The 20,279-nt window shown below is 50.1% G+C and carries 17 protein-coding genes and 1 pseudogene; 8 read left to right on the plus strand and 10 right to left on the minus strand.

Translation table 11 applies throughout. From position 1 onward, the window contains the following. Position 1: 1 nt before the first annotated feature. The 3 genes from B156_RS0113710 to bamJ form a co-directional block, all read right to left on the minus strand. On the minus strand, positions 2-241 hold the full coding sequence (locus tag B156_RS0113710; protein ID WP_018620310.1) for a hypothetical protein: 240 nt from the start codon (positions 239-241) through the stop codon (positions 2-4). Positions 242-336: 95 nt separating this feature from the next. Continuing rightward, a complete protein-coding gene (locus B156_RS0113715; protein WP_018620311.1) occupies positions 337-2,460 on the minus strand; it encodes a carboxy terminal-processing peptidase in 2,124 nt (707 codons plus the stop codon). A gap of 90 nt (positions 2,461-2,550) precedes the next feature. Further along, entirely contained in the window at positions 2,551-3,402 is an 852-nt protein-coding gene (bamJ, locus tag B156_RS0113720) for a BamJ family beta-barrel-assembly machinery protein (RefSeq protein WP_425423308.1), read from the minus strand. Between the two features lie 374 nt (positions 3,403-3,776). On the opposite strand from bamJ, the gene atpA reads away from it, so the two are divergent. The 4 genes from atpA (at position 3,777) to B156_RS0113740 (ending at position 7,583) form a co-directional block, all read left to right on the plus strand. Continuing rightward, a complete protein-coding gene (gene atpA, locus B156_RS0113725) occupies positions 3,777-5,351 on the plus strand; it encodes a F0F1 ATP synthase subunit alpha (RefSeq protein ID WP_018620313.1) in 1,575 nt (524 codons plus the stop codon). 95 nt (positions 5,352-5,446) lie between these two features. After that, the gene (atpG, locus tag B156_RS0113730) at positions 5,447-6,337 is read left to right on the plus strand and encodes an ATP synthase F1 subunit gamma (RefSeq protein WP_018620314.1); all 891 of its coding nucleotides are present in this window, start codon (positions 5,447-5,449) and stop codon (positions 6,335-6,337) included. A 274-nt stretch (positions 6,338-6,611) separates the two neighbouring features. Beyond that, positions 6,612-7,181 (plus strand): DUF4136 domain-containing protein, encoded by a 570-nt coding sequence (locus tag B156_RS0113735; RefSeq protein ID WP_018620315.1) that lies wholly within the window; start codon positions 6,612-6,614, stop codon positions 7,179-7,181. A gap of 96 nt (positions 7,182-7,277) precedes the next feature. Beyond that, positions 7,278-7,583 carry a hypothetical protein gene (locus tag B156_RS0113740; RefSeq protein WP_018620316.1) on the plus strand — a complete coding sequence of 102 codons (306 nt, stop codon included), beginning with the start codon at positions 7,278-7,280 and terminating at the stop codon, positions 7,581-7,583. A gap of 24 nt (positions 7,584-7,607) precedes the next feature. Here the strand turns inward: B156_RS0113740 and B156_RS0113745 are convergent, their stop codons facing one another. Next, on the minus strand, positions 7,608-8,987 hold the full coding sequence (locus tag B156_RS0113745; RefSeq protein WP_018620317.1) for a M23 family metallopeptidase: 1,380 nt from the start codon (positions 8,985-8,987) through the stop codon (positions 7,608-7,610). A 14-nt stretch (positions 8,988-9,001) separates the two neighbouring features. Further along, a complete protein-coding gene (locus B156_RS0113750) occupies positions 9,002-9,628 on the minus strand; it encodes a TMEM175 family protein (protein ID WP_026260819.1) in 627 nt (208 codons plus the stop codon). Between the two features lie 284 nt (positions 9,629-9,912). Here B156_RS0113750 and B156_RS0113755 point away from each other — a divergent pair, with 284 nt between their 5' ends. From B156_RS0113755 to B156_RS29190, 3 genes are all read left to right on the plus strand, one after another. Further along, positions 9,913-10,782: a hypothetical protein gene (locus tag B156_RS0113755; RefSeq protein WP_026260820.1), complete on the plus strand. Its 870-nt coding sequence runs from the start codon at positions 9,913-9,915 to the stop codon at positions 10,780-10,782. 816 nt (positions 10,783-11,598) lie between these two features. Beyond that, positions 11,599-11,994 (plus strand): YsnF/AvaK domain-containing protein, encoded by a 396-nt coding sequence (locus tag B156_RS0113760; RefSeq protein ID WP_018620320.1) that lies wholly within the window; start codon positions 11,599-11,601, stop codon positions 11,992-11,994. A 62-nt stretch (positions 11,995-12,056) separates the two neighbouring features. Continuing rightward, entirely contained in the window at positions 12,057-13,004 is a 948-nt protein-coding gene (locus B156_RS29190) for a YsnF/AvaK domain-containing protein (RefSeq protein WP_018620321.1), read from the plus strand. Between the two features lie 137 nt (positions 13,005-13,141). On the opposite strand, the pseudogene B156_RS30840 reads toward B156_RS29190, so the two are convergent. The 5 genes and pseudogenes from B156_RS30840 to B156_RS0113790 all read right to left on the minus strand — a co-directional run. Beyond that, a pseudogene (locus B156_RS30840) lies at positions 13,142-13,405 on the minus strand (MFS transporter); the annotation flags it as partial. A 172-nt stretch (positions 13,406-13,577) separates the two neighbouring features. Then, the gene (locus tag B156_RS0113775) at positions 13,578-14,975 is read right to left on the minus strand and encodes a hypothetical protein (RefSeq protein ID WP_018620323.1); all 1,398 of its coding nucleotides are present in this window, start codon (positions 14,973-14,975) and stop codon (positions 13,578-13,580) included. Positions 14,976-15,224: 249 nt separating this feature from the next. Then, positions 15,225-16,712: a glycoside hydrolase family 130 protein gene (locus B156_RS0113780; RefSeq protein ID WP_018620324.1), complete on the minus strand. Its 1,488-nt coding sequence runs from the start codon at positions 16,710-16,712 to the stop codon at positions 15,225-15,227. A 152-nt stretch (positions 16,713-16,864) separates the two neighbouring features. Beyond that, complete coding sequence (locus tag B156_RS0113785) at positions 16,865-19,216, minus strand: glycosyltransferase family 4 protein (protein ID WP_018620325.1); 2,352 nt, start codon at positions 19,214-19,216, stop codon at positions 16,865-16,867. A 221-nt stretch (positions 19,217-19,437) separates the two neighbouring features. Next, entirely contained in the window at positions 19,438-19,740 is a 303-nt protein-coding gene (locus tag B156_RS0113790) for a DUF4286 family protein (RefSeq protein WP_018620326.1), read from the minus strand. A 92-nt stretch (positions 19,741-19,832) separates the two neighbouring features. Between B156_RS0113790 and B156_RS0113795 the strand changes: the two genes are divergently transcribed. Further along, positions 19,833-20,267, plus strand: a complete 435-nt coding sequence (locus B156_RS0113795; RefSeq protein ID WP_018620327.1) for a hypothetical protein — start codon at positions 19,833-19,835, stop codon at positions 20,265-20,267. Positions 20,268-20,279 lie beyond the last annotated feature (12 nt).

A 20,279-nucleotide genomic window follows, 5' to 3' on the forward strand; every position in this document is an offset into this window, starting at 1 on the left:
GCTAACTCATTTCGGCCAGTAATTCAGCGCGGGTAGGTCGGGTGGAAACCAGCGAATAAACGATACCCTCCCGGTCGAGGTAATCCACGAAAGCCTGATAGGTTTCTTTTTCGACGGAAAAGACGTACCAGTTTTCATAGGGTTCGCTAAATGGTTCTATTTCGACAACCGATGCCTTCTTTTGCAACGCCTGAAACTGGCTGTTTGCGAGCGTTCGCTGCTTAATCAGGAAATACCACATGGCTAACGTTAGTCTGTATGATACGTAAAACCCCGCGTAACGGACTGTCACGCGGGGTTCTTCAATGGGTCAATCGAAAATTAAACAACTGCTGGTCATTTGACCGCCAGAATGTAGTCGGCCAGTACAAGCCCTGCTTCATTCAGATACAGGTCTTTCTTTTTCTTGGGTTTGGCCGGTGTAGTTGTTGCGGGCGTTGGTTCTCCCGTTTCGTCATCCGGGTCCGCTGTCTGGGATACCTTGTTGGCCGCAGCCCGTTTCCGTTCGGCTTCTTCACGCTCTTTCCGGCGTTTTGATTCCTGTAACGACACCACCGTATTAGACTTGGCTTTCTTGAAGTCGATCAAATCTTGCGCCAGCTGTTTCAGTTCGGGGTCCGACTTGAGCCGCTGGTCGAAACGGTCGCGCAGACGAGTCACTATTTTGTCGTTCAGGTCGCGTGACTGATCGTATCGGGCCGAATTGATTTGATCCCAGGGGAGCGCACTTGGCTGCGAGCTTTCCCCATATTCTTCGGCCGAAAAAGCCGATGGGAACTGCACATCGGGCGTCACGCCTTTATGCTGGGTGCTGCTGCCATTGATGCGGTAGAACTTCTGGATGGTCATTTTCAGCTCACCAACTTTCTCGTTGTCTTTGTTGCTCTTCTCCGCATCCCTGGCCAGCCACTTGTTCAGATCAATCAGGGTTTGCACGGTCCCCTTTCCAAAGGTTTGACCACCGACAATCACACCCCGTTTGTAATCCTGGATGGCAGCCGCAAAAATTTCCGAAGCCGATGCGCTGAACCGGTTTACCAGAATCGCCATTGGACCATTGTACACAACAGTTGGATCAGAGTCGGCGTAGACCTCGGTTTCGCCGGTCGATTCTTTCACCTGCACTACTGGTCCTTTGGGAATGAATAACCCCGTCAGGTCGATAGCTTCGGTGAGTGAGCCACCCCCGTTGTCGCGCAGGTCGATAACGATACCGTCTACCTTCTCTAGTTTCAGCGAGTCGATGAATTTCCTGACATCGCTGGTGGTACTGCTGAACTCTTTTTCTTGTTTGCGGGCCCCTTCAAAGTCGCGGTAGAACATAGGGATATTGATAACGCCAATTTTAAACCGCCTGCCGTTGTCCGTTACCTCAATCACTTCTTTTTTCGCCCGCTGATCTTCCAGTTTTATTTTCTCGCGCACCATCCGGATTTCTTTGGGAGGAGCACTGGCCAGCGCATCCGGCGAAACGACCTGTAACCGAACGATGGTTCCTTTGGGGCCTTTGATGAGTTTTACCACTTCGTCTACCTGCCAGTTCATGGTGTTGACCATGGCACCGTTATCGCCCTGAGCGACCCCGGCAATCTTGTCGTTCTCTTTCAGCGCATTGCTCTTGAACGCCGGGCCACCGGGTAGCACTTTCGTGATTTTGATGTACTCACCATCCTCCTGCAACATGGCTCCAATACCTTCCAGCGACTGGCTCATTTCCTGGTTGAAACGATCCGCATTGGTCGGTGAAAAGTAATTGGTATGCGGATCAAGGGCTTCGGCAAACGAGTTCATATAAATCTGGAACACATCGGCGCTTTTTACCCGGCCGTATGCCTTATCCAGATTGGTGTACCGCTGGTTCATGGTAGCCAGCACAACGCTGTCTTTCCGGTTACCCAGCTTCAACTCCAGTTCCTGATTCTTCAGGATTTTGCGCCACAGGTCGTTTTGCTCTTCGACCGTTTTAGGCCACGCTGCCTTCTTCCGATCCGTGTTGAACGTTTCATCTTCCGTGAATGTGAACGGCGTCTTTATCTGTTCTTTAATAAAATCACTGCGCTCCTTGTACCGCTTTCGAAATACATTATAAAGATCATAGGCTGCCGTCAGATCACCGTTTATCAGTGCGTCGTCGATCTGAGTCCGGTACTTCTCGAAAGACGCTACATCCGATGCCAGCAGGTAGGTTTTGTTTCCGTCGATATCATTCAGGTAGTTATCCCAAATCACAGACGACAATGAATCATTGAGCCGCACTTTGCGGTAATGATAGGTGGTCAGCAGTTTAGCCACTAGCTGCTCGACGCGCTCCTGAGATATTGTTGGCTTGAGATCGTCCGCAGCGTACGTTGCAGACTTTGCTGGAGCGGACGGAACGCCCCCCTGCACTCCATTCGGGGAGGAGTCCGGCTGAAAGCTGAGTAACAGCACGGGTAAGAGTGTCACTAAGTATTTTTTCATCGTAAACTGCGATTAACGGACGTAATTGACAGGTTGATTAACTAACTGAAAGTGCCTGCATCCCTGCAATTACCTGGACACTTTCACTGACTACTCATTTTTCTTCTCGCCGGGAGAGTTCGATTTAACCGGTTGCGGTCCTGCCTTATCAGCTTCTGGTTCTGCCTGTGCTGACTTGACAAGGTCGAGTAGCTCAACATCGAAAACCAGGGTAGAACCGGGCTTAATGTCGGCCCCGGCACCCCGGTCGCCGTAAGCAAGTTCGGATGGGATATACAATTTCCATTTTGAGCCAACGGGCATCAACTGGAGGGCTTCTGTCCATCCTTTAATAACCTCGTTAACGCCGAACTCAGCGGGTTGGCCTCGTTCTACCGAACTATCAAACACTTTCCCATCCAGCAGGCGACCCGTATAATGCACCCGTACGCGGTCTGTAGCGGTTGGTTTGGGGCCGGTGCCTTCCTTCTCAACGGTATACTGCAAGCCACTAGTAGTAGTAACTACACCAGTTTTAGCTTTGTTTTCGGCCAGAAACGCACTACCTGCTTTTTTATTCTCAGCCGAGGCTTTCATCCCTTCTGCATTACGGACGGCCATCTGCTTCTGCATGAAGCTGTTCATGACCTGGCCACACTGGTCCTGTGATAGTAATAGGGTTTTATCCTTCAGTGCATCTTCCAGACCGCGCATCAATAGGGCGTCATTCAGGTCAGTAATACCCTGTTGCTTCAAATTCTGCGCCATAAACACGCCAATACTATAACTAACCGAATCCTGCGTAGAGGATAATTTTGCTACCGAAGTGGCCGGTTTGGCAGTCGTTGCCGGTTTAGGCGAAACGGGTTTTTTAGCGGGTGCTTTTTTTACCTGAGCAGTCGCCGAACCTGCGATAAACATTGCTGACACCATACCGGTCAGCATCCATTGGTTAAACTTCATGCGTAAAATGAAACGGGTGTAAGTAAACAACGCTTTATTCCCTATGAAACGCGAATGACCAGGGTAAAAGTTTAAGCATTGACTTATTCGTAGAAAAATAGTTAGCGAACCTAGTTTGGCCTAAAGCCGAATTTTGTTTATGGTCAGGAAAATAAATGTAGCGGAAAGATTGGCGTATGTCAATTCTGACGAATCAAAATACCGGCTAATTCGTACAAACGGTTTGAGCAGCCTGTTTAGTGGCCTGGATGATCAGCAACGGATATTGGAAAAGTCTATTATTCAGCCACTAATTCTGAGTTTTGTCGCACTTTTGTTAAGTTTTCATCGTACCTTTGCGCCCGAAAAATCAACATTAAAATTTCATTATACATATGGAATCCGTAAGACCCGACGAGATATCAGCTATCCTCCGCCAGCAACTGGCGGGAACACAAACCGAAGCTGAACTCGAAGAAGTCGGTACGGTGCTGCAAATCGGCGATGGCGTAGCGCGTATCTACGGCCTCTCGAAGGTGCAGGCCGGCGAATTGCTGTCATTCGACAATGGGCTTCAGGCTATGGCACTGAACCTTGAAGAAGATAACGTTGGAGCAGTATTGCTTGGCGATTACTCGGAAATCAAAGAGGGCGACATCGTAAAACGCACCGATCAGATTGCCTACGTCAACGTGGGGGATGGTATTCTGGGTCGGGTGGTTAACACCCTCGGCCTGCCGATTGATGGCATGGGCCCCATTCAGGGAGAATTGTTCCGGATGCCCCTGGAGCGGAAAGCCCCCGGCGTAATCTATCGCCAGCCGGTAACGGAACCGCTACAAACAGGTATCAAAGCAATTGACGCGATGATTCCCATCGGGCGTGGTCAGCGTGAATTGATTATCGGTGACCGGCAGACGGGTAAAACCGCCGTGGCTATCGATACTATCATCAACCAGAAAGAGTTTTTCGATAAAGGCGAACCCGTATTCTGTATTTATGTGGCCTGTGGTCAGAAAGCATCGACCGTAAAGCAGGTGGAGCAAACCCTGCGCAAAGCCGGTGCTATGGACTACACGGTTGTTGTGGCAGCCAGTGCCTCAGATCCCTCGCCGATGCAGTTCTTTGCCCCATTTACGGGTGCGGCTATCGGGGAGTATTTCCGCGACACAGGTCGTCCGGCACTGGTTATTTACGATGATTTGTCGAAACAGGCCGTAGCGTACCGGGAAGTTTCCCTGTTGCTGCGTCGCCCGCCAGGCCGTGAGGCTTACCCTGGTGATGTGTTCTATCTGCACAGCCGTTTGCTGGAGCGGGCGGCCAAAATCAGCCAGAACGACGAAATTGCCCGGAATATGAACGACCTGCCTCCCTCGCTGGTAGGTAAGGTGAAGGGTGGTGGTTCACTGACGGCGCTGCCCATCATTGAAACTCAGGCTGGCGACGTATCAGCTTATATTCCAACCAATGTAATTTCGATTACGGACGGCCAGATATTCCTGGAGTCGAACCTGTTCAACGCCGGTATCCGTCCCGCCATCAACGTGGGTATTTCGGTATCGCGGGTGGGTGGTAACGCCCAGATCAAGTCCATGAAGAAGGTGGCTGGTACCCTCAAACTGGACCAGGCTCAATTCCGCGAGCTGGAGGCTTTTTCTAAATTTGGCTCTGACCTCGATGCATCGACCAAACTGACTATTGAACGGGGTCGGCGGAATCAGGAGATGTTGAAGCAGCCTCAGTATTCGCCGGTTCCGGTTGAGCAGCAGGTAGCTATCATCTACGCGTCTACAAACGGGTTACTGGATAAGGTGCCGGTTAGTCAGGTGAAAGAGTTTGAAACGGAGTTTTCGATGATGCTGAGTGCGCAGCACCCCCAGGTGCTGGCCGAGTTGCGCGCCGGTAAACTAACCGATGACGGCACTGCTACCCTGAAGAAAGTAGCCGCTGATCTCTCCGCAAAGTATTAAACCTGTTTTCAGTTTATGGTATTCGGTTGGTCAACGCGAAAGCAATTGGATGCGTTAGCCAACCGAACACCGTAAACTGAATACCTTCATAAAAAATGGCCTCATTAAAAGAAGTACGCGCCCGGATTGCCTCCATCAACTCGACTCAGCAGATTACCAAAGCCATGAAAATGGTGGCGGCTGCCAAGTTGCGCCGGGCGCAGGATAACATTACCCAGTTACGGCCTTATGCACAAAAGCTGCGGCAGATGCTTGGAACCGTTTCTGCCGGGGCAGAAGTAGCTTCCGAGAGCCTGTTCAAACAGGAACGCCCGGTACAGCGTGCTTTGCTCATCGTAGTCACCTCCGATAGGGGGCTCTGTGGTGCTTTCAATACGAACGCGGTAAAAGGTGCGCTGGCGTTGATCGAAGAGAAGTATGCATCGCAGGCGCGTTCGGGCAATGTAGAAATAATGGCCATTGGCAAGAAAGGAGGAGAAGCCTTTAACCGCCGTGGCTTCAAAGTCAACACCGCGCACGTGGACATTTTTGGTTCATTAAATTTTGCAGCCGTGCGGGAAGCGGCTCAGGAGGCAATGGACGGGTTTGTCATGGGTCGTTATGATGTAGTTGAGGTGATTTACAATGAATTTCGAAATGCAGCGGTACAGATTGTCCGGACCGAGCAGATGTTGCCTATTGTGGCCACCAAAGCCCCTGCGGGCAGTGTTCCGGCGGCAGCAACCAACTACATCTTTGAGCCATCGGAAGAGGAGATCGTGACGGAGCTAATTCCGAAAACGATTAAGATTCAGTTGTACAAAGCGGTGCTGGATTCCAATGCATCGGAGCACGGTGCCCGGATGACCGCTATGGACAAAGCAACCGAAAATGCGGGTGAATTGCTGAAAGAACTTCGACTGGTTTACAACCGAACCCGTCAGGCTGCCATTACAACCGAAATTCTCGAAATTGTGGGTGGTGCTGAGGCACTGGCCAGTGCTTAGCTTAAACAGGTATCCTGTAAAAACGAAGCCACTGCTCAACTGAGCAGTGGCTTCGTTTTTATCTCCCTCCCGTACGAGAACATAGTTCTGTTAAAAAACCTTAATGGCGCACTTGGCTATTGATAGTCAGTAGGTTGTATAGCACTGTGCGTTACTTGCTTATACAGCGTTCAGGAACGAATAGGGGGTGTTTTTAGTTATTAAAGTACGATATACGAATGGTCCTTTTCCATCGTTTATTAATCAATTCGAAAACGTTAATGACTCAAAATACATGAAAATCAACCACATAATCACCAGTTTATTCGTTGCCGGTACGCTGGCATCCTGTGCTCCGGCCATTACGGTCAAGTACGACTATGATCCGAAAGTAAACGTACGGCAGTTTTCGACTTATCGCATCGAAGCTGACCGGCAACGCAACGCCGACCCTATCGTGGGTAGCAACTTAAATCAGCGTCGGATTGCGGATGCACTCGACCTGTCGCTCAAAGGGCGTGGCTACAAGCCCGTAACACAAGGGGAAGCAGACCTGGTCGTTCGGTTCTTTATGGACTCGAAAGACAAGCAGCAAATCCAGTCAAATAACATGTACTCGCCTTATTCGTGGTGGTACGGTGGTATGAACAATGGCGTCTACTCACGGCAGTATGAAGAAAATCGCGTTGTTATCAATGTGATTGACGCCCGTACCAATGATATCGTCTGGCAGGGCTGGGCAACTGGTCAGATCAATAATAAGAACAAAGAACGGGATCGGGATCAGGCTTTCCGCGAAACAGTGGCGGCTATTATGAAGCAGTTTCCTGAAAGTGCCGGTCAGGATTATGGTGCGGCCCGGTAAGGAACTGGCCCTGTAAAATAAAAAACCTGCTCTCCTGTGAGAGCAGGTTTTTTTATGGGCTTACCTTTTTGTTACTTTGCTATAGTAATCTAACCCATGTCAACTTTAAGTCGAGGTATTGTTTATACGCTCATAGCAGCCGTATTCGTACTGCTATTGGGTATAACTGCACTGCTGAGTGTGGCTCACAACCGCCATCGGCGGCTGGAGGATGTGACGACGGACCTACAACGAAACTTGGCGCAGCAGGAACACAAGATTGTGGAACTGGAAGAGAAGCTGGAAGACTGCGATACGCTTCAGGCCGTTGCTCCGGCCGATCACTCCTGGGATGCTCAACCGTCGTCTGCTCAATCAGCCAAGAAGCCTGTCCAGGCGGCTTCCCCCACCGATAACTGGTGAATGCCCTATCATAGAATTGGCAGGCTACTTTGATGAACCCGTCTTTTGTGCTTTGTCTGCTGTGTCGTTTACCGACGACAACCAGCCCGTTTGCCCCCCGTTACTGCGTACCAGTTGAAAAGAGCCCGTAGTGGCCAGTAAGGCTACCTTTGTTCCTGCCGGTAATGTTTTAATTGTGGCAGCCCCACCGGTAGCAGCATCCAATAGCGTACCCATATCGGCAAGGGTCAAATCCCTGAGCGGGCGTTTCACCGGCTCCACAGTCTGACTGGCTACATAACCTGTCAAACCATCGGGCAGCTCGACCCGGAGCCAGGTTTCCGTTCCGCCCAGCGTAGTCAGCGCCGTCGTTTTGGATAAGTTTCGTAATACAGGACTCTTACTATCGGGTGACAGCCGGACAGCCGTGGTTGCCGTAGCTACCCGTATTGAGTCGCCCAGGCGAGATGCAGGTAACAGAGGTTGCCGGGCTGGTCCGCGACCCAGCCGGATAAACGGCAGCGGATTGACAGCACCACCACCAAAATCGTAAAGGCCGTAATGGAGGTGCGGCCCCGTAGTGCGGGCGTTGCCGGTGTTCCCGATAAAGCCAACCGTATCGCCCACGGATACCCGCTGGCCATTCGTCACGTTCCAGTGGTCGAGGTGGGCGTAATAGATACGGATATTGCGCGCATCATCTGTTATGAACGCCACATTGCCACCCAACCTGTTCGTGCCAACGCCCGAAATTGTACCCGATGCCGATGCGATAGCCGGGGTGCCTCTGGTCGCAAAGATATCCACCCCTTCGTGCTTTCGGCGACCACCATCGCGCGCAACGCCAAAGTAGCTGTCGATTTGTTTGCTGGTCTTGCCCTGTACCGGAAAAGCCAGCGCGGGTTCGCGGGTAATGTCGAGGGTAAAGCTGCCACTTCGTAATAATTCGGGCTGGATACGAATGAGGTACGTCTGGTTTTTGCGGGGTTCCCAGGTCAGTACATTCGTATCGGCTTTGGCAGTGGCAACCAGACTGATGCGATTGCGGCCTTCCAGGGCAAAAACGTCAATGAAAACCTGGGTGGCCTTCTGGCCCTGTGTTTCTACTTTTACCAGCAAACGGTCGCCCCGCTGGGCTTCCAGCCGATAGCCAGCGGCAAATGCCTTACCAGCCGAAAAATAACCGCTTTCCCGATAGGGGACCGAAAGGGTTAAGGAATCGCGGGTAGCCCGTTCAGCAGCCGCCAGCCAGTCGGAGCCGAGGGCTGTCTGGTCGAGTTTTGCAGTCTTTAACGACTGACTATACTGTTCGTGCGGGGAGGTGGGCCGGAACAGGTTAGCCGTTGGGCCAAAACCCGTACAGCCACTAAACCATCCAGCAACTAAGCCAGTAAAAAGAAAACGGAGGGAATAACGAAAAATCATAATAATACACTGAACTAAACGACTTTATCCCGGTGAAATTTTAGACGGGACAAGTGAAAAACCATAACCAAACCAATCAAAATGCCCAGGAATGGCACAAAAAAACTCAGAAAAGCGGCCAGCGCGTAAACGGCGGTGCTGATAACAAGATTAGTCCGAACCGAGTCGACAAGGACATCAGCCGCCGGACGTTTGAGTAGCCGGTAATTGTCGGTGGAATACGCCCACATACGAAGTAACACCCAGGATATAGCCGAAAACAAAGCCATGTACAGGATGGACGAAATACGATGGGCCGGGGTATTTATATAGTCGGCCATGAGGGACGTAGTGAAGGGGACAATACTAACCAGCAACAGCAGCAACCCGTTATAAAACATGAAGGGGACATCGCTTCGCTGGATAACATTATACATCCGATGGTGATTCAGCCAAATGATAAAAATGGTGGTAAAACTAACAAAGTAGGCGATATAGCTGGGCCATTGGTGTAGTAGGGCCATGGCTAGTTTGTAGCTGGAAGCCGCGTCGCCCGGGCTGGGCGATTTTAACTGGAAGGTGAGCAGGGTAATATCAATCGCAAAAACGCCATCGCTGAACGTTTCCATCCGCACAGTGCCGTTTTCCTGAGAATCTGTCATTCATATACGAGAGTACCTGCTTAAAAAACGGCCCCACCGTCAAATAGTTATAATACCTTACAGAACGGCCTGTATTATAGCGTGTCTGGCTATTGATCAATTCAGCTGGTAGAGTAGCTTTTCATACTATGCCTCGTTAAAAATTTCTTATTACATAACGGCCTGGTAACGTAGTGGTAATACACCCGTAACATGTAACTTCGTTCTTTATGGCTTAAAAAAGTTTTTTGAGTAATACAGCTTACTTGCTGATTATCAATAAATTATTTAATTTTCTAACGGGTATGGGAATACTGCTCCACATTATAGCTTTTTTGGCTAGTCTCTGTCAATTGCCCACTTTTGATGGTGGACTCTCGTTCCAGAAAACACTCACGGTCGACTCACTCGGCGCCTGTCAGGGTGCTAGTTTCCTGGATGGCAGGGTATGTCTCTACGGTGACCGGGAGGTGGGTATGATTCGTACCTATACCATTCAGCAGGATTCACTAGCGTACACCGGGCAGGAAATTCGACTGACCGAAGGTGGTAAAGACATTATTAACCACCCTACCGGCATTGCCTATAATCCTGACGGCCCCACCTTTATCGGCAATAGCATTCGCCTGAATCCCGAAGGAACAAAATGGCGGGCCGTAATTTACATGGTCGACTGGAAAGGGCTGCTTCGCACCGGAACGCTGGACGGGAATCTGCTCAATACCATCGCCGATGATGCCTGCATTCAGGGAACCCGCCCCGAATACGTACAATACGGGAATAAAGCGTACGTGGCTACGGCAGATTACGGCGATAAGGCCAACGAAGTACGATTATATGATCCGGCTCTGCTGGCCAAAGCCAAAAAGACCAGCGAACCGGGCGTACTGGTCAAAAAGTTCACCTGCTCGTCCTGGGTGCAAAATCTGCACTGGATTCCATCAAAGGGAGTGCTTGTTTTGATTCAAAATCAGATCGAAGGCCGCCGGTGGCGTTTCACCTTCCTGGATCTGAACAAATCCATTGAATCGGGAAAGGAGCAGGTTATCAAAACAATTAACGTAGACAAGGCCGATGAGTTAGAAGGCTTTACGCTTCTGAACGAGCCAGGGATGGGTATCGCCGTTACGTCATCGCGTCATAACAATGTGCATTTTGTTCATCTCGACTGGTAGAACTGTCTGGTAGGGCAATCAACCTGGTTAAATGTACTCCTCTGGGCAGTAGACGATCCAGGGACCAACTACCTTCGATGGGTAGATAAGCTCCGTTTTTACCAATCCTGGGACGGAAAGTAGTTAGGCCGATACAGGATAGGCAGGCTACGAATCTCCACTTTGTTTACTCATATAGGGTATATATTTCCCCATATTTTTGTTTAGTATAGTTACTATGTGGACAAGATATTTTTATTTCATTGATTTGTAGTTAGTTACAGAACCGGGGATAAATTAGGTACGATTTTTTACGAGTGAATGGCATATCAGTCGCTTTTCTGATTTACTCAACCTCACAAATCCTGGACAAACCATTTATGAAAACCAACCTAACTCAGGCTCCACCCTGATGAAAAGCAACCTTTGAATGGGCAGTGTCGGCAAATACATCGTCAGCCATTTGCCGACACTTTTCTTCATCGGTTGGCCAATTTGCTAGTATACTCAATCTGTTCAACTCATTTAATGGCTTGATTAATAACGGTAAAAATAAGGTGGATCAAGTGAACAGTCGACACCTAGGTAAATACCTAAAAAAAGGTAGCTTCTAATACCAGTAAAGTCAGTAGTGAAGCTGTAAACAGACTATCAATTTTACCGGGGTGACGACAGGTAACAGAAAAATAATAGTAAACACACAGAACAAATAGAGTTAAACTGACTTTATAGTATATTGACCATTTAAAATAGAACAGGCATGGCGCACCTGAATTAGTAACCCGAGGGGATTAGCCCTTATGGACAACCTCAGTGTTCACTCAAACTACACAAGCAATGAATAACGAATTGCATCCCATTGTTATTCCGGTTATTGAAGAGCAACTCCACATCGATACTCAGTTGATAGAAACTGGCGTTGTTCGCATTACCAAACGAGTAACGGAGGACACGCAATCGGTCGATTTGCCAACCACAAGGGAAGAAGTCGTTGTTGATCGGGTGGCTATCTATCAGTACGTAGATACGCCCCCGGCCGTACGCTATGAGGGTGATACAACCATTATCCCTGTACTGCGCGAAGTACTGGTCACCGAAAAAAAGATGTTGCTTGTGGAAGAAGTGCGTATTACGAAGCACCGAATCATTGAGCAGAACGAACAAGAATTTACGCTTCGAAAAGAGGAGATAACCGTGGAGCGGAGCGTACCAGAACAGGAACGTCCGGCCTGAAAATGGCCTTCGTTATATACCCAGTTTACCTAATTATTCAACGTTTAAACCCTGTAGCTATCATGGCACAACAAACCGTAGTGGGCATTTTTGATAATGCCTCAGAAGCACAAAAAGCAATAGATGAATTAGTTGATGCCGGCTTCATGCGAAGCAACATCGACCTGTCTGCTCAGACCGACACTAATTCCGACGATTCGTATTCAAGCAATACCTATAACACCGGAACAACAGGCTCAATGGACACCACGGGTTCTGCCGTGCCGGATCGCCACCAGAATACAAGCGGTACTTACACGGAGGAGATAGCAGACGACACTAAAGACGTTGGCGACAGCATAGGTGATTTTTTCAGTAATCTCTTTGGGGGAGATGATGACGATAACCACAGGAAGTATGCAGATGTAGCCCGGCGCGGGTCAGTCGTAACGGTCCATGCCCAATCTGAAGATGAGGCTGAACGGGCTGCCGATATTCTGGACGATAACGGAGCCGTTGATGTTGATGAACGTGCCACTCAATACGGCCACGGCGCTATGGGTGGTGTAGGCGTTGACGACATCAGCAGAACTGATGCTGACCAGACCATCAAGGTGATCGAAGAAAACATCGAAATAGGAAAGCGGGAAGTAGAGACGGGTGGCGTTCGCTTGCGGAGCCGCATTGTTGAGCGGCCCGTAGAAGAAAGCATCCGGCTGCGCGAGGAGCGTGTTACCGTTCAGCGGAACCCCGTCAACCGTCCTGCTACCGATGCCGACCTGAACGCCTTTAAAGAAGGTACCATTGAAATGACTGAGCACGCCGAAGTACCGGTCGTATCCAAAACCGCTAACGTGGTAGAAGAAATCTCGGTTGGCAAAGAGGTAAATGAGCGCACGGAAACCGTTAGGGATACAGTACGTAAAACCGACGTAGATGTCGAAAATATCGGCAATACAGATCCGTCCTTGACGAACACCCGTACGGATTATGACGATACCACAGACGGCCCTCTTACAACTGGTCGTTAACAGGTGAAAATAAAGTAAGCAAAGCCCTCCTGGCGTCATACATGGCGCTAAGAGGGCTTTTGTTTGATAATATTTGGAGGCAGCTGCCAGGCTGATGAACAGGACAAAAACGAGCTGGTTTTGACAATGTTTGTTTTGGCAAGGGAGTACGTAATGATACTGCCAAACAACACCGACAGGCGCCCGCGTTTATCGCCCAGAACGCCCTACAGAATACCGCCGAGGAGTAAGCCAGCCATTTGCCAGTTTAAAATTCGACCGCCTGCCGTTGAGATCTGGTTGGTGGTTAGCCCCATTTCCTGCAAGCTGGAGACCCGGACAATGCCGAACAGCAGTAGGTCATAAATATCGACGAAATACCCCAATGCAGACACAATAACGGGTAGGCTGAACAGGCTAATTGCGGGGAGCGAATTACCGGATGGCTTGGGTGAGGTGTCAGGAACGACCTTGACGAAGAAGAAAGTGCGCAGGATAATTCGTCAATAATACGAAATAGACCACGAATAGCCCGCCCCAGCTTTTCCAGAGTCTTATTGTTTCTACAGTAGCTACTAAGGGAGGTGTCGACGGCTACTGAACATAAATCTGGTATTGCAGTACTAATGATCCCTTGCTCCCGGTACGAGTGGCTAAACCTGTGGTAGCATCGGCCAGTCCGAAGATGGGGCGATTTTGATAATTCAGCGAGAACTTACTGCCGTGCCCGTTAACGAGCCAGTTCAGGCCCAAGTCATAACTAACCATCGTGCTGGCCAGCCGGTCGTAGTTTGCCATCATCAGGGAAGCGTAGGGTTGTAACTGACAGCCCGTTGGTTTGCTTTTGGGTAACAAATACCCTGCCTGCCCGAAGAAGATACCCCCCGTACCAATCATGGGGAACGCATTACCGGCACCGTTAAAAGAACCTTGACCCACTATAACGCCGTTGGCCGGGTTGTTGACGCCCAGATTACGGATGTAGCCCGGTCCGAAGTCATACTGGGAATAGCTGCCGTACAGCGTAACGGCCGAACTTTTTTCCCGGTTGATGGGAGCATCGTAAAAAACATCGACCGCAAAAAGATTCATGGCCGTGTTGACTACCTGCCCCTGTGCGTTGAGGTAGGCCATAGCACCGGGTTGCGAAATAAAACCGGCACCAACGTTGAAAACCCGTTTCTGACCCAGATACGAGCCCGTGTTGTACGGCGTCAGGTTTGATTCCTGATCGAGAAACTGGTACGAAAAGTAGCCCTGTATTTGTTTTGTAGGGGCATCCAACGAGAAATCCGAATTGTTGGTCACCGCCGTTGGGGCCAGCGTAGAAGTTTGAATGGGCAGGGGGTTGGTCAGGGCAATCCGATAATCCAGTTTACCCAGCTTGCCCTTGGCATAAACGCTTAGTTTTCGCAGAAACTGGTCGGTTGCATCATTGGTCGCCTGCTGGTACAGCGGAGCATCCATCCCCAAAATAGTGCCCGCACTAGGCGAGGCATAGCGCGAAAGGCCGCTCCAGGCCGTTAGCCCACCCCCCAGCGATAAATGGCCGGGTACAACGGCATATTCCCCCGTTACATCATGAAAAAATGTGCCGGACTTACGCGCCGACAAGTAGTTGAGGTTGTTCTGGCCAAATTGAGCGTAGAAGAAAACCCGGTCGGTCAGCTGGCCGAATAGCTGAATTCGGGTCCGGCGAAGACTCACATCGAACGTTGACGGTTTATCTGTTCCCTGCACGCTGGTGCCGGGGTTGCTATCATTATACCGCAGCCATAATTGGTTAAGAAACGTTACCTGAATAAACTGCTTCCCATCGTCGGACAGGTTCAGGCGAAGAACCGGCTTAGCGGCCGGTTTGGTAACCGCTGCTGTTACCGGGGCATTGGTGGAGTCCCGATTCAATGGTATCTGAGCGAAGCTGGTCAGGTACGTACATGGCAGCAGGAGCAGAAGCAAAAACAGCCGCTGTAAGGAATAAGCCTGGATCATGGTAGTCGATTCGGTATTGATTTATCTTAAAAGAAAGCGGGCAATCCCTATCTAATAGCCATAGCGATTGCCTGGTTTACCGTATCACCCGGTAGAATGGATGCGCCGGGCCGATACTTCTGCCGCACCGGCTAAATTGCCCTTTTGAAGGCAGGATTAGACACGCTTAAAATAGCAGACTTCGGGATGGGATGATTTTGCCTAACAAAGTCACCCCATCCCGAAGTCTCGTTTAGTATACGCTTTGGGTCAAACGGCTGCCGTTTCGGCCATTTCCGGTTTAGGCTGACCGGTTAGTTCCGCCAACAAATCCGGTACATTTACGGTGGCAAAGCTACTGGCGTAATCGGCCATGGCATAGGGGATAATCAGTTCGTTGTTGTTGATGAGTCCACCACAACTGTACACTACGTTGGGTACGTAGCCTTCCCGTTCGTTTTCGTCGGGGCTCAGGAGGGGCTCTTTCGTACGGCCAAGGACTTTGCCGGGGTCATTGAGGTCGAGCAGGAAGGCGCCGATGGCATACTTCCGCATGGGGCCTACGCCATGACTCAGCACCAGCCAGCCCGCTTCCGTTTCAATGGGCGAACCGCAGTTGCCCAGTTGTACATACTCCCAGTGATAGGTTGGTTTCAGCAATAACTCTTTGGTTTGCCAGAAGTACAGATCGTCGGAGTACATCAGGTAAATATTCTCACCGTCCTGCCGGGAAATCATGGCGTATTTTCCATTGATCTTACGCGGAAACAGCGCCATTCCTTTATTGGACACTTCGGCTCCGTTAAGCGTACTCACGCTAAAATGGGTGAAATCTTTGGTGGCCACTAATTGTGGAAACGTTACTTTTCCATTGTAAGCGGTGTAAGTGGCATAGTAGGTCACTTCGCCGTCATCCTCAGTAAACTGCACAAAGCGGGCATCTTCAATGCCGTTGGTTTCGTTAGGAGAGGTGGGGAAAATACAACGTTCGTCGAGGCTCTGGTCGTCTTCGAAGTGAATTTCGTAGTTCGATTTTGCCAACGCTGTCAACCCGCTGGCAATGGTTTCGTACTCGGCATTGTAGCGAAACTGGGCCAGTACCCGTTTTATCTGTGCTTCGAGTTCGGCCAGGCTGAATTCGTCGCCCAGGCCAACCATCATTTTTTCCTGAATACTATTTTCCAGACGTAACTCATACAGTTTTCGCTCAAACATAGCCCGGTTAAACCGGTGGTTAGGCACCATATCGGGCGAGGTTACGTAGCGGGACGGGGTTCGCAGGATGATTTTGCCCGCGTCGTCAATGTACCCCATTCGGAAGGAGATTGACGAAATATGCCCTTCTCCGGTAGCGCGCAAACTCAGGATAAACCGTTTATAGCCCGGTGGCACATTGGTCTGGTCCGGGTGCCAGATCATGGACGGGTTGAACAGTGCAGCCGATTCGAGCGAGTACTCCATAGTGAAATAAGCACCCAGCAGTAACTTACGGTCTTCGGCCAGAGGTTCGTCGGTCAGCAATTGGGGTTTGATTTGTTCGAACCGCTGAAGCAGGAACCGCTCCAGTTTATAGTGACGGCCGCCAAACTCGCGAATTACCTCGTCGAGTTTCTGTTCGGCTTCTTCATCACTCATGCTGCCCACGCGGGCAATTATTTTTAAGGTACGAGTTGTGCTGCCCAGGTCAAACGGGCGAAACAATACCCGTGTCGGATCCGGTCGCAGAACGATACCAGTTCTGGTGGCTTTAATACTCATCTATATGCAGTAAGGGGTATTTGGACAAACACAGACTAAAACGAAGAAGCCGCCAAAAGTAAGGTATGATTCGTAAGGAAGTTGTAATAGACACGCCGAATCAATTAATTTATCCCTCTTTTACTCCGTCATTCGTATGAATCATTGCCCGTCTATCCGTTCATCAGCGCGGGTATTTTTACGTTGATGGGTTTCGCACCGACCTGTTTTTTATGAGCTGTCTGCAATTCGGCCAGCGCTATCAGGTACGACAGCGTCGACTCTGCCCCCTGGTTTTGATTAACCCGGTCAATGTGCAGTCCATCGCGACAGCCACCCGTTTGCTGGTCATATAGCGGTAAGCCCAGGTCGTTGAAACCCGAGAACCATTTGAAAACCCGAATCGCGGTGCGGTACCATTCTTCATCTCCGGTAACCTCAAAAGCGGCCAGACAGGCCGATACGGTGCTCTGTGCTTCCAGTGGCTGCTGATCGAAAAAAGCGCGGGAGAATCCTTTAGTATAGAAACCGTTGGACCCGATGGGCTGAAAATGTCCATAGGGCGATGTTTGCAGGTCGATCAGCCACCGTAGGGAAGCGAGACCAGTCTCTATCAACCGTTCATTGCCGGAGCGCAGCAAGGCGTGAGCCAGTATGGCGTTATCGTAGGTTAGTGCGTTCTCAAACCAGGGCCAGCCTTCCGTAGCCGTCTCGGTATAGCGGAACATCAGTTTATCGAGCAACTGCCGCTGAATGTTTTTCGCCAGCCGGTCGTCGTTGAATTTTTTCTGGTATTCATGAATACCCAGCAACGAAAAAGCCCAGGCGCGGGGAGAAGTCATGGACGACACGCCGGAGAGTACGTTTTCCAGCATGTTCATTGCCCAGGAAACCGTGTTGCGGTGCGTAGACCGGCCAATACAGGTACCCAGTGCCCAGATGGTACGACCGGTACTATCGTCGGAACCTACTTCTTCGAGCCAGCGCCGGTCGTAACTCATAAAATTACGGAAGCGCCGGTAATCGTGTGTGTAGGCGTGATTGATAAAGGCACAGTAATTATCGGCGGTCCGGGTCAGTTTGGGGTCTTTCAGCCCCGCTTCCTGCAAAATCTGGGTCAGAATCAGGGCCCGCGCGTTATCATCCGTGCAATAGCCTTCTTCATAATAAGGCAGGTGATGCCGCGCATGCTGCACAATGCCGGTCGAATCCGTCAGCCGAAACAGGTGATCAAGCACTAATTCGGGTAGTTTGGAAGCGGCACTCGTGTGCGCACCCATTACGTAGGGCACCTCATTGTTGATGGTGCTCATCCGTTCCTGACGGGCTTTAGTGAAGGAGAGGGCATATGATTGAATGACCTGCTCCCATATCATTTCGCGCCCCATCAGGTAGGCTTTCTTCCGCATAGAATTACGGGTGGGTTCATCCGTCAGCAGGTTGATAACCTGCGTGGCCAGTGCTTCCGAATCACCAAAGGGCACCAGCCCTCCCCGGCCATCGGCCAACAGTTCTTCAGCATGCCAGTAGGGGGTCGACACCACCGCTTTCCCACAACCGAAGGCGTAGGCCAGCGTGCCCGACGTAATCTGAGCCGGATTCAGGTAAGGGGTAATGTAAATATCGGCCGAACCCAGGTATTCCCGTAAATCGGCCAGTTCCACAAACTGATTGTAAAAACGAATATGATCCCGCACACCCAGGCTGGCCGCCAGTTTTTTCAGGCTATTTCGGTAGGCTTCTCCCTCATGCTTGAGCAGGTTCGGATGCGTTGCACCCAGCACCATATAAACCACGTTTGGGTGTTGCTCCACAATGGCAGGCAAGGCCTGAATCATGTTCTCAATTCCCTTGTTGGGCGATAGCAAACCAAACGTCAGCAGGGTCTGTTTGCCTTCCATCCCGAACTTGTCTTTATAAAAGTGCGGATCGACAAAAGGCATATCGGGAATGCCGTGGGGAATAACATCTATTTTATCATCCGGTATATCGTAAATATTGACCAGGAACTCCCGCCCTTTCTGCGTCATACAAATTACCCGCGACGATAGGTCGGCAATGCTCTTCAGTACCAGCAACTGCTCTTCATTGGGGTCTTTTAAAATGGTATGGAACGTGGTAACGATGGGCATGGTCAGGTTACGCAGCAGCGTCAGGATGTAGCTACCGGCCGAGCCGCCATAAATACCGTACTCATGTTGCAGGCATACCACGTCTACGTCTTTTGCATTCAGGAACTCAGCCGCTTTCTGATAGGCGTTCTGGTCGTGCTGGTAAAAGTCGTACCGCACTTCGCCCGGATAGTCATAGCCTTCCGGCGTATCATTCACCGAAACGACAATAGCATTGGAGTTTTTGATGAAGGCGTTATAGGATGTATACAGGTCGGAGGTAAACGTAGCGATGCCGCACTGCCGGGGCAGATAGTCACCGATGAAGGCTACATTTTGCGGGTTGTGCTCCCATACGTCGGATGATTGCTTATCTGGCGAAAGGGACCCGTTATAGTTCATGAGATTTGTCATATATGTCGGGGTCAACGGTATAAAAAAGAACGTTCGTTACCCTATACTATAAGCATCTACCTTCGTTTTTGTTTGGCCATCTATAACATATTCTTACTGGTACTGTTGTCCTTTTTGTATTATGCCAACTTTTATTTAAATAAATCTTGTTTTTGGGCTGTAAATCTATATGGACACTCCAGCTCTTTCAGGAGCCTGGTGGTGGAACATTCACCATTCGGCTAAACCTCTTCCAGCAGGGTATCGAACGAAAGAAACTGGTTGCCAAATCGGTGCTGCATGCGCTGACGCAGAGCATTGGCATGCAGCTCCTGATACGTATTATAGTCGCTCATGGTTTCGAAACTCAACTGAAAGGAGTAGGTGACACCTCCATTGTCAAGTTCGGTCAGCAGACGGAGTATTTTGTGGGAAACGGGTAGTTCGGTGGCTTCGGCGGCCGACACAAAGAACCGTTTCATCCACCGCAGCCAGTCATCGGCTATCTCGGTGGCAACGCTGTAAGTCGTGTTATAGAGAATCATTGTCCTACAAACGTACAATTGTCAGTGTAAGTTAGCTGTTTGGTTGTTTCTTTGCTTTCAGAAACTGATATGTTCATTAAATAGTCTGATTTATGTATGCTGGATTAGTACATGCTCACTCGGGGCTTCGCTGGATAGCCCTTGTTTTGTTGGTTGCTGCCGTAGTTACGGCCATTGGTAAGTGGCAGGGGCGGGGCAGCTACACCGACGGTAATCGCAAACTATACCTGTTTACGCTCATTTCCGTACACACGCAGTTACTACTGGGTATCGTATTGCTTTTCATCAGCCCGAAAGTGAATTTCGGCATGATGAGCGAGAAACTGTACCGTTTCTACAGCGTTGAACACACAACGGGTATGCTCATTGCCATCATCCTTATTACCATTGGCTATTCCCGCTCCAAACGTGCTTCGGATGCCACGGCCAAACAACGCCTGGTAGCTATCTTCTACGGAATAGGTCTGTTGCTCATTCTGGCGTCTATACCCTGGCCCTTCCGTATTGCGGGGGCTGGCTGGTTCTAAACGGTTTATCGA

The sequence above is a fragment of the Spirosoma luteum DSM 19990 genome (assembly GCF_000374065.1).
Classification (GTDB): Bacteria; Bacteroidota; Bacteroidia; order Cytophagales; family Spirosomataceae; genus Spirosoma; species Spirosoma luteum.